The organism is Ignavibacteriales bacterium (genome assembly GCA_015709675.1).
In the GTDB taxonomy this organism is placed as follows: domain Bacteria; phylum Bacteroidota; class Ignavibacteria; order Ignavibacteriales; family Ignavibacteriaceae; genus H2-BAC3.
The window spans coordinates 364,397-381,066 of sequence record CP054182.1; the positions used below are offsets into that span (position 1 = coordinate 364,397).

Here is a 16,670-nt window from a genome sequence, read left to right on the forward strand (position 1 = left end):
GACATAATTTATTAGTTCTTCATTAGTTAAAGATTACTTGTTTAAGATCATTTTATGCGCAGCTGAGAATTTTCCGGCGCTCAGTTTGTAGATATATACTCCGCTGGTGAGCTTGCCCGCGTCAAATGCTTTGGTGTGAACTCCCGCTTCCATCATCTCGCCATTGATCAGTACCGCCACTTCTTGGCCGAGTGTGTTGTAGATCTTCAGCGTTACCTCTGAAGCCTGAGGCAGAGCAAAGCTGATTGCCGTTGACGGGTTGAACGGATTCGGGTAGTTCTGTGAAAGAGCATATGCGTCAGGTGTAATGCTCAGAGCTGAGTTGCCCTTCATCAGAACCGGGATATCCTGGTTAAAGCTGTTTCTTGCGATTACTGCTTCAAGTTCAAGTGATGACTTGTTCTCAAATACCAGATACGCAACAATGCCCTCAGCCGAGATTGCTTTTTTATCAGCACCGATTACCGCTGCGTCAATCTGTACCAGATCACCTTCCTGACGGAAGATTACAAAACCGTTTTCATTATTCAGTTCACCAGCTTTTTCAACTCCTTTGAGTGTCATTCCAGTTCTGAAGCTGAAGGAGAGTCCTCTTACATCTTCAACACTTCCTGAGAGATATACTGGTACACGTACAGTGTTTCCAACAATCTCTTCTCCGAGTGTAACGTTAATCGGATTAACTTTAACTTTCGGCAGTTCGTTGCCGGCTGATTTACCATAACCAACGGAGAAGATAATCAGGTCTTCAAAGTTGATGTTGCCGTCAGCGGTCGGTAAAGCAAAGTAGTTTCCTGATGCATTGGTCGGACCAACGTCAAATTTTGATTTATAAAGAGTGCTTACCTGAGCGTGGTTGCTCCAGTATGCGGTTGCAAATAAGCTGAGATCGTTAATGTTGATAAGACCGTCACCGGTGGTTTCGCTGCCTGAAGAAGCGAAATCGCCAAGATAGAATTTAATATCTGCATCCCCGGGATCGGTTGCAATGGAAACCTGCTCGTTGGCTGCGATATCATACTGTCTGAAATCGAGTGAGTCAAGGGTGATTTCCATGTGACCTGGTTTGAGCATGGTGAAGATCAGGCGTGCAAGATATTTACCTGAACCCGGAGTTACGTTAATAGCTGAAGAGATATTTGATGCATTAACTTTCAGTCTTCCTGCTCCGGTTGCCTGTGTATAGAAGATACCGCTGTCAAACAGGTTATTGTCACCTGCTGAGGCGGAAAGAGTTGCTTTGGTTGCATCGTAATTCACAACAAAGCTTGTTGCCACGATGTCTTCGCTTCCGGCAGGCACAATATATACGGTACATTTCGGCGCGTTATAAGTCCAGTCAGGGCTTACCGGTGTCCAGCTGAAAGGCGAGGTAATAGGAGAACCGAATCCCACTTTAGGATATAAAACGTTTGCGCCGTTATCATTATTGTTCTGCGTAATATATACTGGTATAACAGGCAGACGTGAATTGTTCCTCAGGTCAGGATAGTCTCCGCTGATCTGCCATACAGTGGTGAAATCCCATCCGGTGTACGTTCCCTGCGTTTTCATCTGTGCAGTGGTTTTTCCGGTTCCTCCTGCTGAAGAAGCCTGGCCGGAGGTTTCTGTATCCCAGAAGCAGTTGGTTGCTGATGCTGTCATCATGCTGCCAATAAGGCCTCCCACCAAAGACGAACCGCTGACAGCACCGGTTGAATAGCAGTTAACGAGATTTGTTGATACAATACGACCTGCAAATCCCCCCGTCTGTCCTGATGTGGAAGTTACACTTCCGGTTGCATAACAGTTAGTGATAGTGTTATTTGAACCGCTAAATCCAATAAACCCGCCCGTATATAACCCGGTCGTAGTAACAGTACATGTAGAATAACTTTCAGATATAGTACTGTTGGAAGGCGCCCATCCTATCAATCCCCCCATATACTCCACACCCGTAACCGAACCTGTTGAAGAACATTTACTGATAGTAGCTTTAGTTATTTTTCCTGCAAGCGCACCGCACACCCAGTTTGAGGTGATTGAGACAGAAACAAGTTTAACATTTGATATGACCGGTGTAACTATATCATCCCCGACATAGGCAAACAGCCCGATATAATGCTGGCCGGGTCTGTTTATGGTTAACCCGGTAATACTATACCCCTGACCATTGTAGCTCCCCAAAAACGAAGTTGCCTCGGTAGCTCCAATAGGATTCCATCCCAAACCGCCATTCCAATAAGCACCGCCGGAGTTTCCGGTTTCATGGCTCAGATCAATATCAGCAGTCTGGATAAAATGGGAAGTCCGATAATCACGAACATTATTCAGATGTGCCGCTGTGGCAACCTGATACGGATTACCTGAAGTTCCGTCACCCCCTGCAAATGACTGGGCGGAGACGGTAATGGCTGCTGCAAAAAACAGCGCCGAAGCAAGAAAGAAACGAAGGACTTTCAAGGTACCTCTCATGAATTAGTTGTAAAAGGACAATTGTAGTGCTGATTTCCGGCTTAAACTCTCGAATTTCTCAACACACTGACAGAACTGCCGGAGATTCACGGTGTCAAATTAGCCCTTACCTGAGAAGGGGAAAATAGGGGCTGGCTCTCATTTTTTGGGGCTTCTAGGGGCTGGCACCTAGATAATTAGTAATGAGTAATGAGGAATTAGTAATACTTTAGAACATGATTAAAGGATGGACAGGATGAGCAGGATAGACAGGATTATATCACAATATCCCTTTGCGTCAAAGCGCCTTTGCGCGAGGGTAAGGTATTAGAACACGATTTAAGGATAGACAGGATGAGCAGGATCACCAAAGCAGCTCCGAAGGAGCGAAATATTAATAACAATGCGTTCTAAAAATATGTCCAAGCCCTGTAGGGGCGGCACAAAAATCAGCGTTCATCCGCGCTGCCCTGCATTCGTTTAATCCGCGGCCCGTTGGCGAAGAACATGCAGATCGTCCTTGCACAATACAGCCTGGCATAAAATAAAAAACCCCGCCTCCTTTTCAGAAGACGGGGTACCTCCTAAAAATCTGTCTGACTCTTACTTCAGAAGATTCATCTTTTTAACTGCTGAGAAGCTTCCTGCAGTCAGTTTATATATATAAACTCCGCTGGTCAGATTTCCTGCGTCAAATGCTTTGGTGTGAATTCCTGCTTCCATCGTCTCGCCATTGATCAGTACTGCCACCTCCTGGCCGAGTGTGTTGTAGATCTTCAGCGTTACTTCTGATGCCTGGGGCAGTGCAAAAGAGATCGCTGTTGACGGATTGAACGGATTCGGATAGTTCTGTGAAAGAGCATATGCATCAGGTGTGATGTTCAGAGCTGAGTTGCCCTTCATCAGAACAGGGATATCCTGGTTAAAGCTGTTTCTTGCGATTACTGCTTCAAGTTCAAGTGATGACTTGTTCTCAAATACCAGATATGCAACAATTCCCTCAGCGGAGATTGCCTTTTTATCAGCACCGATTACCGCTGCGTCAATCTGTACCAGATCACCTTCCTGACGGAAGATTACAAAACCGTTTTCATTATTCAGCTCACCAGCTTTTTCAACTCCTTTGAGGGTCATTCCGGTTCTGAAGCTGAAGGAAAGTCCTCTTACATCTTCAACACTTCCTGAGAGATAGACAGGAACACGAACGGTGTTTCCAACAATCTCTTCTCCGAGTGTAACGTTAATTGGATTAACTTTAACCTTCGGAAGTTCGTTACCGGCTGATTTACCATAACCAACAGAGAAGATAATCAGGTCTTCAAAGTTGATGTTACCGTCTGCGGTAGGAAGTGCAAAGTAGTTTCCTGATGCATTGGTAGGACCAACGTCAAATTTTGATTTATAAAGAGTGCTAACCTGAGCGTGATTGCTCCAGTATGCAGATGCAAATAAACTGAGGTCGTTAATGTTGATAAGACCGTCACCGGTGGTTTCATCACCTGAACTTGCGAAGTCACCGAGATAAAATTTAATATCAGCTTCATGTTCTGTGGCTGATAAAGCAACCTGCTGATTCTCATCTGTATCATACTGTCTGAAATCAAGATCAGAAAGCGTAACTTCCATATGGCCGGGTTTCAGCATGGTAAAGATCAGGCGGGCAAGATATTTACCAGAGCCGGGTGTTACATTTATTGCCGAGGATATATTTGAGGTATGAATCTCTAAACTGCCTGCACCGGCTTCCTGTGTATAGAATATACCGCTCTCAAACAGGTTGTTATCACCTGCTGCGGCTGAAAGCGTTGCTTTGGCTGCGTCAAAGTTTACGGTAAAGCTGGAAGCAACAATTCCTTCACTTCCGGTTGGTACAACATAGATGGTGCACTTTGGTGCATTGTAGGTCCAGTCAGGGCTGACCGGAGTCCAGCTAAACGGTGAAGTGATTGCTGAGCCGAATCCAACTTTCGGATATAAAACATTTGCATTAACATCGCTGCTGTTGCGGGTAAGGAAAACAGAAACAGCAGGGAGTCTGGAATTAAGCCGGAGATCCGGATAGTCACCGCTGATCTGCCATATGGTGGTGAAATCCCATCCGGTATACGTACCCTGCGTTTTCATCTGTGCAGTGGTTTTTCCGGTTCCGCCTGATGAAGAAGCCTGACCGGAGGTTTCTGTATCCCAGAAGCAGTTATTTGCAGAAGATGCGTGAAAAACACCGCCAAATCCGCCAACAGGGGCGGGGCTGCTTACTGCACCGGTAGAATAGCAGTTGGTAAGTGTGCTTGAACGGGGCTGACCGATAAATCCTCCGGTTGTTCCTGCTGTTGAAGTAACATTTCCGGTAGAATAACAATTCGTTATTTCATTATACACATCAGCATATCCCACAAAACCGCCGTTCTGGTGCTGTGATGAAAATACCGTTACATTAGAAAAGCTTTCTGTAACAATGCAGCCGTTTATCAGGGAGCCGATCAGTCCGCCTGTAAATCCGGTACCTGATACAGAACCTGATGCTGAAGATTTACTGATGTTGGTTTTTATTGCTCTGCCAACAAGTGCTCCGCAGTCACCGCCTCCGGTTATATCAACATCAATGAGTTTAACATTTGAAATGGACGGCGTTACAACATCATTCCCGGCATAACCAAACAAACCAATGGTCCAGGTTGCCGGTCTGTTAATAAAAAGACCCGTGATGCTGTATCCGTTTCCGTTATAGCTGCCCAGAAAACGGCTGGCGTTATTGCCGATCGGATTCCATCCGGAACCGCTGTTCCAGAATGCACCGCCGGATGTTCCGGTCTCTGTGGTCAGATCAATGTCTGCAGTCTGGATAAAATAGGATGAAAGATAGTTGCGGACATCATTAAGCTGTGCCGCTGTGGCAACCTGATACGGATTACCTGAAGTTCCGTCACCCCCTGCAAATGACTGGGCGGAGACGGTAATGGCTGCTGCAAAAAACAGCGCTGAAGCAAGAAAGAATCGAAGAACTTTCACAGTACCTCTCATGAATTGTTGGAATTTGATAAGTGCGATGTTGCTTCCGGCTGTAAATTCAGACTGCTGTTAAAATCACTGACAGAATTGCCGGAGAATCACGGTACCAAATTAGTCCTTACCTGAGAAGGGGAAAATAGGGGCTGGCTCTCATTTTTCTGGGGCGTCTAGGGGCTGGCACCTAGATAATTAGGAATTAGGAATTAGTAATCAATGTACAGTTTACAATGTACAATGAACAGACATACTGAGAAATTATAATTTGAATTCCCTTTGCGTCTTTGCGACATTGCGCGAGACTAGGGTATCAGAACACGATTTAAGGATGAGCATGATTAACAGGATTACATTAAACAGCTCCCAAAGAGCGAGATATTAATAGCATATGATTTCCAACTACTCCCAAGAGCCCTAGAGGGACGAAAAAAATCCCCGGACCATGGACGGAATTTATTTTTTTGAGATAAAATTGTACATTGTTCATTGTTAATTGTACATTGATTTTCCGATCCGTGTTAATCCGCGCTGCCCTGCATCCGTTTAATCCGCGGCCATTTGGGGGTATAAGGACATCAAGGACTTTAAGGACCGCAAGGACTATATACCAGCAGATCATTCTTCATTCTTCATTCTCTCCCATTACTAATTAATAATTACTCATTACTAATTATCAAAGGCTGATTCCCGAGAGTTTCCTGTATGTCTCAACCGCATAACTGTCCGTCATGCCGCCGACATACATTGTGATATTCAGTATCAGTTTGTAATCATGATCCGGATCGTCTTTATCCACCTGCAGGTACCGCTGCGGAATTAACCGGCGTGTTTTCTTCCCGTAATTCCCCTTGTCATGATCAAACGCCGCATGAAGGAATGCATCCAGCAGTCCGGAGAGCACCACATAACCGGCTGCTTCAATCTCAATCACCGGCTTGCTGTTATATATCTTCTCCACGCTGGTTTTCCTGATCTGCTCAAGTTCGCCAAAAGCAATGGTCTCAGCAAAAAGATGTTTGTCATAGCTGCCGGCAAGTATCCCTTCGCAGTTCCGCAGAAAAGCCGATGCGGTATCCTGCACCAGCGATCCGATTGCACGCGAACGGAGGTACCCGATTTTTTCGTCATGGTTCCTGATTTTCTCTATCTCTTTCCTGTGAGTGTCCGTATAGCGTGAGACGATGCTGTCCAGCAGCGTATATATCTCATCATAGGAAACCAGCTTCAGTTTATACCCGTCTTCAAAATCAACGAGGATATAACTGATATCATCCGCTGCCTCAACCAGAAAAGCCAGCGGATGCCGGCGGTATATACGGCTGCCGGACTGTTCCTCATATTCCAGCCCCAGATATTCTGCTGTTCTCTCAAACACTTCTTTATCCGCCTGAAAATAGCCAAACTTCTTCTGCGAGACGCGCCCGCTCTTGCGCAAATCAGGCAGTGACTCCTTCGGATATTTGGTGAATACGCCGAGCGTGGAATAGGTAAGGGAGAGTCCCCCTTTTCTGTCAGTATCGTGCAGATAGGAGTTTGTCAGCAGACGGAATCCTGCCGCGTTTCCTTCAAAGGCCTGCAGATCATGTTTTTGCTTTTCATTAAGCCGGCTGATAAATGATGCCGCCTTGCTGCTCCGGAAATACTCTGATATTGCATCCTCCCCCGAGTGGCCGAACGGCGGATTTCCTATATCATGCGAAAGACAGGCGGCAGCCACAAGCGCTTCAATATCATATTCGGAAACATCGCGCAGTTCATCCTTATATAAACTCTTTAACTCAACTCCGCACAGATGACCCAGCGAGCGACCTACACAGGAGGATTCTATGCTGTGCGTCAGCCTGGTATGGATAAAATCCGTTTCAGGCAGCGGTATTACCTGCGTTTTGTTCTGCAGCCGCCTGAATGCCTCAGAAAAAACAATGCGGTCAAAATCTTTCTGATATTCGTTTCTTCCGTCAAAGGCTGCCGTTCCTGTGCTTTCTTTTCCGCAGCGCTGCGGTGTAATTAGTTTCTGCCAGTTCATTTCTTGGTTCCGAAAAATTGTAAAAGAGGAAGATGAAACCGTTCTGCCCACGCTTTCTCATTATGAAGCGCGTCAGGGAATTTCTTCCAGACAAACGTGCCACTCTCTTCATAACCCTGTTTTTTCAGTGCAAGCAGCATCTCATCAATGCCCGGCTGAAGCCGTTCTTCAAGCCCGAGACCGCCATTGTCTAAATAGATTTGTAGATTCCGCGGGGGATCAGGGTCGGTATATACCGGCTGGACGTAGTCTATATTGTAAATCTTAAACGCGGGAGAAAGAGCCGCCACCATTAAATAAACATCATCATACTCCCACGCCAGGCGGAAAGAGATCAGCCCCCCGCCTGAGCTCCCGGCAACCGCGGTGTTTTCCCTGCCAGGAAGCGTGCGGTAGTTTTCATCTATAAATTTCTTCAGCACTCTTGAGCAGAATTCCATATATGCATCAGTCGTATCCCCCCGTGTATATTCAGGATAACGGTTGCGGGTGTTGTTAATTGCCACGATGATAATTTTTTTCATCTCACCCGCACGGATAAGACTGTCAGCAATATCATCTGCCCGCCAGTCAAAACCCATGGTGGAAGTTGCCGGATCAAATACATTCTGTCCGTCATGCATATATAAGACCGGATATCGCTCATCTTCCTCATCATAACCGGGCGGCAGCCATACATGCACATCACGGGGGAGCAGTTTCGGATACTCCATATTCTTATGGGTAATAACTTTCCCCACTACGCTGCCATAATTCGTTCTTGGCATATCTGCATCACTTTTCCAGAAGGGAACAAATATTTCCAGCGTAGTATCCTTCGTCATCCGGAGTGCAAAGTTTTGCGGAACGGTACCCTGCTCATAAATTGCTTCCCTAGCCCAGGATCCTCCAGTTATTTTAAATTCAACTGTCTCCCCTGCGTTAAACCGTATATCTCTTACCCAGTGCAGAGCGCCGATTGGTTCAAGCTCCACGGCGGAAGGATTCCACCCTCCGGTGCTCTGCGTGCTGCCTGATATATATACTTTTCCCCCTTCCGGTAGCATTGCGGCTTTAACTGAAACCCGCAATGTTACCTCCTGCGCCTGCAGAAGCAGGGGAAGAACTATTAAAAGACTTACAAAAAACCTTTTCATGCCATCACCTGAGAAGAATCATTTTTTTCGTTTCATTTATTCCTGTCCCCTGAATCCGGTAAAAATACTGTCCTGAAGGAACCGGCTCAGCCGCCTCATTTTCCCCGTCCCATTGCCTCTTGTGGGTACCCGGCTCAAAATATCCTTCCGCAACCGTTCTGATAATCTCTCCCAGATTGTTATATATCCTCAGGGTAATATAGGAACCCTTATCCAGACGGAATTCAATCATCGTAAGAGGATTAAAGGGATTTGGATAGTTATTTGACAGTTCATACCCCGGCACCTCTCCGGCTGTTTCATTCTGTATCGAGGTAAAGGGAGCTGTATATTTATATATTGAATCGCCAAAGGCGTAGGCAAGATGACTGTTAATAATTCTGAAACGGTTAACCCTTCTGCCAAGCGTAAGCGGTGACCAGGTCTCGCCTCCGTTGGTGGTCTGCCACATCGGATTGGCACTGTTGCCCCCGGCCCAGCCCAGCGAGCCGTTAATAAAACCCATCCCCTGAACAAAGTAATAGCTGTTGCTGAAAAGTTTTTCCTCCCAGGTGAATCCCGCGTCGGTGGTCTTCAGAAAATAGATGGGAGAAAGTGAATTCCTCTGCAGTGATATATATCCTGTATCAGGTGTCGGGAACTGTATCTTCCAGCACCACTCCCCCTGCCGCGAGGTGGTAATCTGCGGAGACCAGGTATTGCCTCCGTCACTGGTATAAAGCACAATGCCGCTTGAGTTTGCGTGGGTAATATTCGTCAGTCCCACTATCCATCCGGTCAGCGGAGTGGTGAAGTATATATCAATAAGCCCCGGAGCAATGCTGCTTAGTTCTTTGGCCGTCCAGGTCTGGCCGCGGTTGGTGGTTTTGTAAAACCAGCCCGGCCCGCGCACTCTGCCAACTCCCACGATAACCGAATCATTCACCACCTGCATTCCGCAGAAGCCCCTCTTGATAACCGAACTGCTCAGCTGCGGTTCCGGAACCCAGGTTGTCCCTCCGTTACTGGTTTTATAGAGGATGTTGGTATCGGTTGAAGCGGGATTGTTCACCTCCCCGATTCCGAGAGCGCCTGCATAACCATGCAGTGAATCAAAAAAGCCGACCGAACGCCAGTGAGTGGAACTTCCCTTGTCCAATACCTTCACCCAAGCAGCACCCCCGTTTGTGGTGCGGTGTATCTGTCCCGCGCCGTTTACCGCCCAGCCCAGATGTTCATTCAGGAAAAATCCGTCATTATTCCGCGATGAGGGGCTCGGCAGAAACGAGGTATTCTCCCAGGTACCTGGTGCCTGCGAAAAAAGTGTGCTTATGAGGAAAAATGAAAGGAGAAAAACTCTTAAAAGGGACATTACGCTCCGCCGGGAATATGTAGAAGATTTATTCATGGCGAAATTTAAGGAAGAAATGAGAGTAATGAATAATGAAAAATGAAGAATTAAGGATGGTTCAGCAATACTTCAGGGAGAGGAGAATACATCCTGCTGCGTAAAATCCTCACGCACCGCAGGCCGGAATGAAATCCGGACTGCGGGGCATAAGGTATCTTTCAGGATTTTCTGCTCAGATGTTCTCTGCAATTCGCTTCATCCGCGGTCCTGATCACACCCCGCAGAAGATGTGCGCAATATTTTTACTTCAGTAGCGTTAACTTCTGCTGCGCTGAAAACTCACCCGCCGTGAGCCTGCAAATATATATACCGCTTGGCAGTTCTGAGCCGTTAAACTGAACTTGGTGCCATCCCGCTTCAGTTAAACCTGAGACAATAACCGATACCTGCTTTCCGGTTATGTCATACACCGCAAGCCGGATATCGCTCTTATGGGGGAGTGAAAATTCTATCGTGGTACCCGGGTTAAAGGGATTCGGGTAATTCCGGTTGAGACGGAATTCCGTTACGCCGCTGAACTCTGCCTCAGCAACTTCTGAGTAACTGAACGAGCCGTCATAGTCTGTCTGTTTCAGCCGGTAAAAGGATACTCCTCTGAGAGGGGCTCTGTCCGTATAAGTATAATGAGTCTGGCCGGCAGTTGTTCCGGCTCCCTCAAGTTCACCGAGGAAATTCCAGACCATTCCGTCTGCTGATCGCTGGATGATAAATGCTCTGTTGTTGGTTTCCGTCGCGGTAGTCCAGTTCAGAAGAGCCGCGCCATTCTCTATCCTCACCGAAAACGAAGTCAGCTCAACAGGAATCTCCCCTCCACCTATTCCCTCCCAGCAGTGAACCTGAAATGCCGTGCCGCTTGACCCGTCATTCCCGCCGCCGAAAAAGAGCTTCCGGTGCCCGGGTATATACGTCCCAACGGGAAGTCCGCGTACTGCCGGCAGATCGCTGTCTATTGACCAGGTATTTGCCGCGGGATCATAAACATATACTTTGGTGAGAATCGAATATCCGCTGAATCCGCCGCCGCCGCCGACCACATAAACAAAGGAGTCACTTGCAGCAACCGACCATTTGGTAAAATTGACCGGCTCAGGGAACGGAGCTATAGTTGACCAGGTATTGGAAGTAATATCATACTTGTAACACAGCGTGAAATCCCCTCCGGTCTCTCCCAGTCCGCCGATTCTGTATATATAATTACCGAGGGCCGCCATTCCTGCATAGCGCCGTCCTATGGGTGGCGCGGCCATCTGCTCCCAGCTGTCCGTGTCAATGTTGTAGCGGTGAAAATACCCCACGGGAGGAGATGACGTATTGGCGGAGCTTGCATATATATAATTGCCGCCGTCCCAGACGATTGAACCCTCCGGACCGCGCACCTGCGATGGTCCGGCCGTGAGTGTTGCCCAGGTTCCGGTGCCGTTGGCATCAGGAGTAAACACTTCAAATGTTGCATTGGTAGCTGTGCCTGATCCCCCCATCTTATAGAGCTTTCCGCGTGCCACGGTTGAAGAAATGTTAAATCCTGAGGCTGTTGCGGGGGTGCATGTTATCCAGGTCTTGGTCGGTACGTGGTAAGCAAGCGCAAGCGATGTTGCGTTCTGCGAACAGAATATATACACATAATCGTTTATGGCACCGTAGGCAGAACGTCCGAAGAAAGACGGCGCATCGGTTGTCTGCTCCCAGGTATAGGCATCCGAGGGGACGGGGTCTTCATCAAAACGGAAACCGTCCGGAGATCCGTGCTCTTCTTCATAAAAGAGACCAAGCTGCTGAGGTGAAAGAAAAGAAGCTGAGAAAATGAGAAAGCAAAACAGTAACCAGGTAGAACGCATGGCAACCTCTTGTCATTTTTTGTCGGATATGTATCTCAAGTTTAAACATTCCCGGCCGGATATGCAAGAACTTCAGACCCCGGAAAGTCGGGTTGTATTATTCCAGTATTACCGAGATAATCTTTTCCGCGCTGTCCTCACGGGTTCCGCTGTTGCGGTTAGTCAGGATGATTACGCTCAGCTTCTTTTCCGGTATGCGGTAGAGTACGTTTCTGAAGCCGATGGTGCTTCCCGTGTGCCAGACAGTCTCCATTCCTTTCCAGGTTTTAAGATGCCAGCCATAGCCGTAATCAACCGGAGTGCTGTCATTCAGCATGGTTCTTGTGGTTGCAAGCATCCAGGATTTTTTCGAGAGAAGTTTTCCGCCGTTCAGCACTTTGCACCAGGAAATCAGATCGTCAATGTTCGAGTATATACCGCCGTCCCCGAGCACCGAGGAGGTTACCGACTGATCGGTTCTGCGGGCGGTATCAAGCCGGATACTGTAACCGTAAGCCCGGTTAGGCACTTTATTATAACCGTTCACATAAGCAAGCGTGTTCTTCATGCCAAGGGGGGTGAATATATATTTCTTCAGATAATCAGGATATTTCATGCAGGAATATTTCTCCACCGCCAGAGCCAGCAGCGCGTATGCCGTGTTGCTGTACTGATACTTTTCTCCCGGCAGAAAATACACTGAGTCAATCCCCTTCATCAGCGTAAGCACGTCAGCATCCTGAACCGGTATGGTAACCGAGTCGGGTATCAGCTCTTCATAATCCACCAGCCCGGAAGTATGGTTCAGCAGGTGATGCACCGTAATCCCCTTACCATAGTCGGGAAATCCGGGGAAGATTTCCGTCAGCGTGGTTCTGTAACCAAGCTTTTTCTTCTCTATCAGCCGGATAACTGCCGCCGCTGTAAACTGCTTGGAAACCGAGGCCAGCCGGTAATTGGTTTTAGAACCCGCTTTTTTCTTCGCTTCAAGGTCAGCCATACCGTATGATTTTTTATATACCACGGTATTTCCTATCATTACGGCCAGTGACGCCGAGGGAACGGTATCTCCCGTATAAGCAGTCATGAGAGAATCAATGCGGAGTTTTTGAGTTTTGGTCAGTTTTTGGGCGTAGGAGGCATTCATGGTAACAATGAGCAGGAAAATTGAAAATAGACGGATCATGATTCAGATATTTTCAGTAATTCAGTTATGGTTTTCATGCAGAAACTGCATTCAATTTGTGTAATTCCGGAGAGCGGCCCCGGCACTTCCGCAAACAACGGATTCTTCACACCGGACAAAACTACTCAGGCAAAATAACGCCTCAAATTTATCTCTTTTTTCTTTATTTTAGGCACTTGTATCCGTTAATTATACACTCCGGAATCTGACCGGATCACCCGGCAGCGGCAGTAAAAAGAGGCAGTACGGATACGGTAGACTATCATTATTCACTATTTTCAGCAGATTATGGATAACAGGCCAGCACCATCAGTTATTGTCATTTTCGGCGCTTCAGGCGATCTTACCAAGAGGAAGCTGATCCCGGCCCTCTACGATCTCTTTTGCAAGAATGCCATGCCCCTCCGTTTTGCGGTTTTGGGTGCAGCCCGTTCAGCTATCAGCGATGAAGCATTCCGGGCTAAAATGGCGGAAGATATCCGCACCTACTCTGAAAATAAAGAGCACCTGAGTGATGAGGTGATAGAAAGATTTGTCAGGAATCTTTACTACACCTCACTCGAAACTGAAAATCCGGATGACTACGTCCGGCTTAAAATCCGCCTCGAACAGCTTGATGCTGAACTGAACACCGGCGGTAACTATATATACTATCTGGCCTCCCCCCCGAAGCTCTACGAAACTGTTGCACAGGCGCTGCATAATCAGGGACTTCATATCAACAGCGGTGATACCGTTACCAAGAAACTGATTATCGAAAAACCTTTCGGCTACGATCTCGCATCCGCTCTTGCGCTTAATCAGAAACTGCATACCCTCTTTGAGGAAAATCAGCTTTACCGCATTGATCACTATCTTGGCAAAGAGACCGTGCAGAATGTGCTGGTCCTCCGTTTCGCCAACGGCATCTTTGAACCTCTCTGGAACCGCAACTATATTGACTATGTCGAAATAACCGCGGCTGAATCCATTGGCGTTGAAAACCGCGGCGGATATTATGACACTGCCGGCACTCTCCGCGATATGGTGCAGAATCATCTGATGCAGATTGCAGGACTGGTGGCTATGGAGCCCCCCGCTTCGTTTGACTCAACATCTGTCCGTAATGAAACCATTAAAGTGTTCCAGTCCCTTATCCCCATTCCCTCAGACCGGGTTGAGGAGTTCACCGTGCGCGGCCAGTATATATCATCAAAGGTAAAAGGACAGCAGGTTAAGGGTTACCGCGAAGAAAAAGATGTGCATCCGGACTCCCGCACGGAAACCTACGCCGGACTGAAGTTCTTTATTGATAACTGGCGCTGGGCTGGTGTTCCATTCTATATGCGCGCCGGAAAACGCCTTCCTACCCGTGTTACTGAAGTGGTTATCCATTTTAAGAAATCACCGCAGCACCTGTTCCACCGTGACAACAAGGAGCAGCCGAGCAATCTTCTTATCATCCGCGTTCAGCCGGATGAGGGCATTCTCATGAAATTCGGCATGAAAACTCCCGGTGCAGGGTTCAAAACCCAGCAGGTTAATATGGACTTCCATTATTCAGAACTCGGCAATATCAGTATATCCTCTGCTTATGAACGCCTGCTGCTTGACTGCATGACCGGCGACTCAACTCTTTACGCACGTGGTGATGCTGTGGAAGCATGCTGGCGCTTTGTTGACCCTATTCTCTCAGCGTGGAAGCATAATCCAGAGATTAAACTTTACGGCTACCCCGCGGGTACCTGGGGGCCTGCCGAAGCAACCGGTCTTTTCGGACAGCCGGGTATGGACTGGCGCTATCCATGTAAAAATCTTTCCGATGACGGAAACTATTGTGAACTCTAAAGCAGATAAATATATATAAAATATTATGGCCGGACAGATCGTTAAAGTATTTGATGCCGTGGATTCCCTCATGGGCACGTTTACCGAGGAGCTTTTTTACTTTTCAGCCAAATGGCCTGATAAAGCCAATATTGCTCTTTCCGGAGGCTCTACCCCGAAAGCACTTTTTGAAGAACTTGCCAAACCTGCAAATCTTGATAAAATTCACTGGGCGGTTTTTAACTTTTTCTGGGGGGATGAGCGGATGGTTTCATATGATAATCCTGAAAGCAATTATGGTACGGCTAACAGGATTTTCCTATCAAAAATCCGCGATACCCGGCAGGGTATATATCCCGTTCCGGCAGCCGCCACTCCGAAAGAAGCAGCGCTCCTCTATGAAGTGAAAATCCGCGAAATAGTTAAACCTGTGCAGAACGGCATCCCGGTATTTGACTGGATTATTCTCGGCATTGGTACAGACGGACATACCGCCTCAATTTTCCCCGGCGCAAAATGGAGCGAAGATGAATACCCCCTTACTTTTGTGGCCAAACATCCCGTTACCGGCCAGAAGAGGGTCAGTTTCACCTATAAACTGATTAATCAGGCACATCGGGTGACCTTCCTTGTAACGGGAAAAGAAAAAGCCGAGGTAATTGAGCAGATTCTCCACAATAAACCTGAAGCGGAAAACTACCCCGCGGCCATGATCAGACCGGAAAACGGAATTGTAGAATGGTATCTTGACTCTGAAGCAGCAAGCCTCCTGAAACTGTAACATATACGCCGCTTTCTTCAATTCCGGAGAAAGCCACGGGATCTTTCCGGCGCTGCTTTTCTTTTACCGCCAGGTATTCCCCTTTCCTTAAAAACCCGCAACTTCCCTATATTTGCAGTGCATCTTTATTAATACTCTGAATCATGGATACCGGAAAACATAATAAATCCCTCTTTCACGAAATAGCATCACTCACCACCGAACAGCAGAATGAGCGTTCAAAAAATATTGATTATGCCTCTACCGCTGAAATCATCAGGATAATCAATGAGGAAGACAAACTTGTCCCCCTCGCGGTGGAAAAAGAGCTTCCGTATATAGAAAAAGCGGTTGAAGCAATAGTTCACGCGTTAAAAAACGGCGGACGGCTCCTCTACTTCGGTGCCGGTACCAGCGGACGCCTTGGAGTGGTTGATGCTTCCGAATGTCCCCCCACCTTCGGCACCCCATTCGGCATGATTGAAGGATATATAGCCGGCGGACGTGAAGCCATGTTCCGCGCACAGGAAGGAGCAGAAGATAAAGAAGAAAACGGCGCACACGATGTGATGGCTGCTAAGGTAACCAGCAAAGATGTTGTCTGCGGAATTGCGGCAAGCCGGCGCACTCCATACGTAGTAGGTGCAGTAAAAAAAGCAAAAGAACTTGGCGCGGTTACCCTTTACGTAACCACCAATCCCCGTGAGAATTTTGATATTAAAGAAGTTGATATACCCATCTGCCCTTTTGTTGGTCCGGAAGTAATTATGGGATCCACCCGTATGAAAAGCGGAACGGCACAGAAATTAGTTTTAAATATGCTTACCACCGCCTCAATGGTACGTCTTGGCAAGGTGTATGAGAATATGATGATTGACCTGCAGATGACCAACAAAAAGCTGGTTGAGCGTTCAAGAAGAATCGTTATGAACATAACCGGCGTCACCTACGAAGAAGCGGCTGATTATCTGGCAAAAGCAAATAATCATGTAAAGTCCGCGCTCGTAATGATCAAGCGCGGGGTCAGTTACGAGAAAGCACAGGAACTCCTCGCCAAAACCGACGGCTTCGTCCGCAAAGCGATAGATTTAATTGATAATGGATAAGGGATAA

Annotated in this window: 10 protein-coding genes; 3 read left to right on the forward strand and 7 right to left on the reverse strand. The window is 47.3% G+C overall.

The features are described 5' to 3' along the window. Positions 1-33 precede the first annotated feature (33 nt). The 7 genes from HRU80_01200 to HRU80_01230 form a co-directional block, all read right to left on the reverse strand. On the reverse strand, positions 34-2,442 hold the full coding sequence (locus HRU80_01200) for a T9SS type A sorting domain-containing protein (protein QOJ27553.1): 2,409 nt from the start codon (positions 2,440-2,442) through the stop codon (positions 34-36). A gap of 594 nt (positions 2,443-3,036) precedes the next feature. Beyond that, positions 3,037-5,442 (reverse strand): T9SS type A sorting domain-containing protein, encoded by a 2,406-nt coding sequence (locus tag HRU80_01205; GenBank protein ID QOJ27554.1) that lies wholly within the window; start codon positions 5,440-5,442, stop codon positions 3,037-3,039. Positions 5,443-6,112: 670 nt separating this feature from the next. Next, complete coding sequence (locus HRU80_01210; GenBank protein QOJ27555.1) at positions 6,113-7,465, reverse strand: deoxyguanosinetriphosphate triphosphohydrolase; 1,353 nt, start codon at positions 7,463-7,465, stop codon at positions 6,113-6,115. Continuing rightward, a complete protein-coding gene (locus tag HRU80_01215) occupies positions 7,462-8,601 on the reverse strand; it encodes a histidine kinase (protein QOJ27556.1) in 1,140 nt (379 codons plus the stop codon). Before HRU80_01215 ends, HRU80_01210 begins: the two co-directional genes overlap by 4 nt. A gap of 4 nt (positions 8,602-8,605) precedes the next feature. Next, entirely contained in the window at positions 8,606-9,952 is a 1,347-nt protein-coding gene (locus tag HRU80_01220) for a T9SS type A sorting domain-containing protein (protein ID QOJ27557.1), read from the reverse strand. 281 nt (positions 9,953-10,233) lie between these two features. After that, positions 10,234-11,826 carry a T9SS type A sorting domain-containing protein gene (locus HRU80_01225; GenBank protein QOJ27558.1) on the reverse strand — a complete coding sequence of 531 codons (1,593 nt, stop codon included), beginning with the start codon at positions 11,824-11,826 and terminating at the stop codon, positions 10,234-10,236. A gap of 97 nt (positions 11,827-11,923) precedes the next feature. Next, entirely contained in the window at positions 11,924-12,952 is a 1,029-nt protein-coding gene (locus tag HRU80_01230; protein QOJ30419.1) for a beta-lactamase family protein, read from the reverse strand. Positions 12,953-13,279: 327 nt separating this feature from the next. Between HRU80_01230 and HRU80_01235 the strand changes: the two genes are divergently transcribed. The 3 genes from HRU80_01235 (at position 13,280) to murQ (ending at position 16,663) form a co-directional block, all read left to right on the forward strand. Next, entirely contained in the window at positions 13,280-14,818 is a 1,539-nt protein-coding gene (locus HRU80_01235) for a glucose-6-phosphate dehydrogenase (GenBank protein QOJ27559.1), read from the forward strand. Between the two features lie 25 nt (positions 14,819-14,843). Then, positions 14,844-15,578, forward strand: a complete 735-nt coding sequence (gene pgl, locus HRU80_01240; GenBank protein ID QOJ27560.1) for a 6-phosphogluconolactonase — start codon at positions 14,844-14,846, stop codon at positions 15,576-15,578. 143 nt (positions 15,579-15,721) lie between these two features. Beyond that, positions 15,722-16,663 (forward strand): N-acetylmuramic acid 6-phosphate etherase, encoded by a 942-nt coding sequence (gene murQ / locus HRU80_01245; protein ID QOJ27561.1) that lies wholly within the window; start codon positions 15,722-15,724, stop codon positions 16,661-16,663. Positions 16,664-16,670 lie beyond the last annotated feature (7 nt).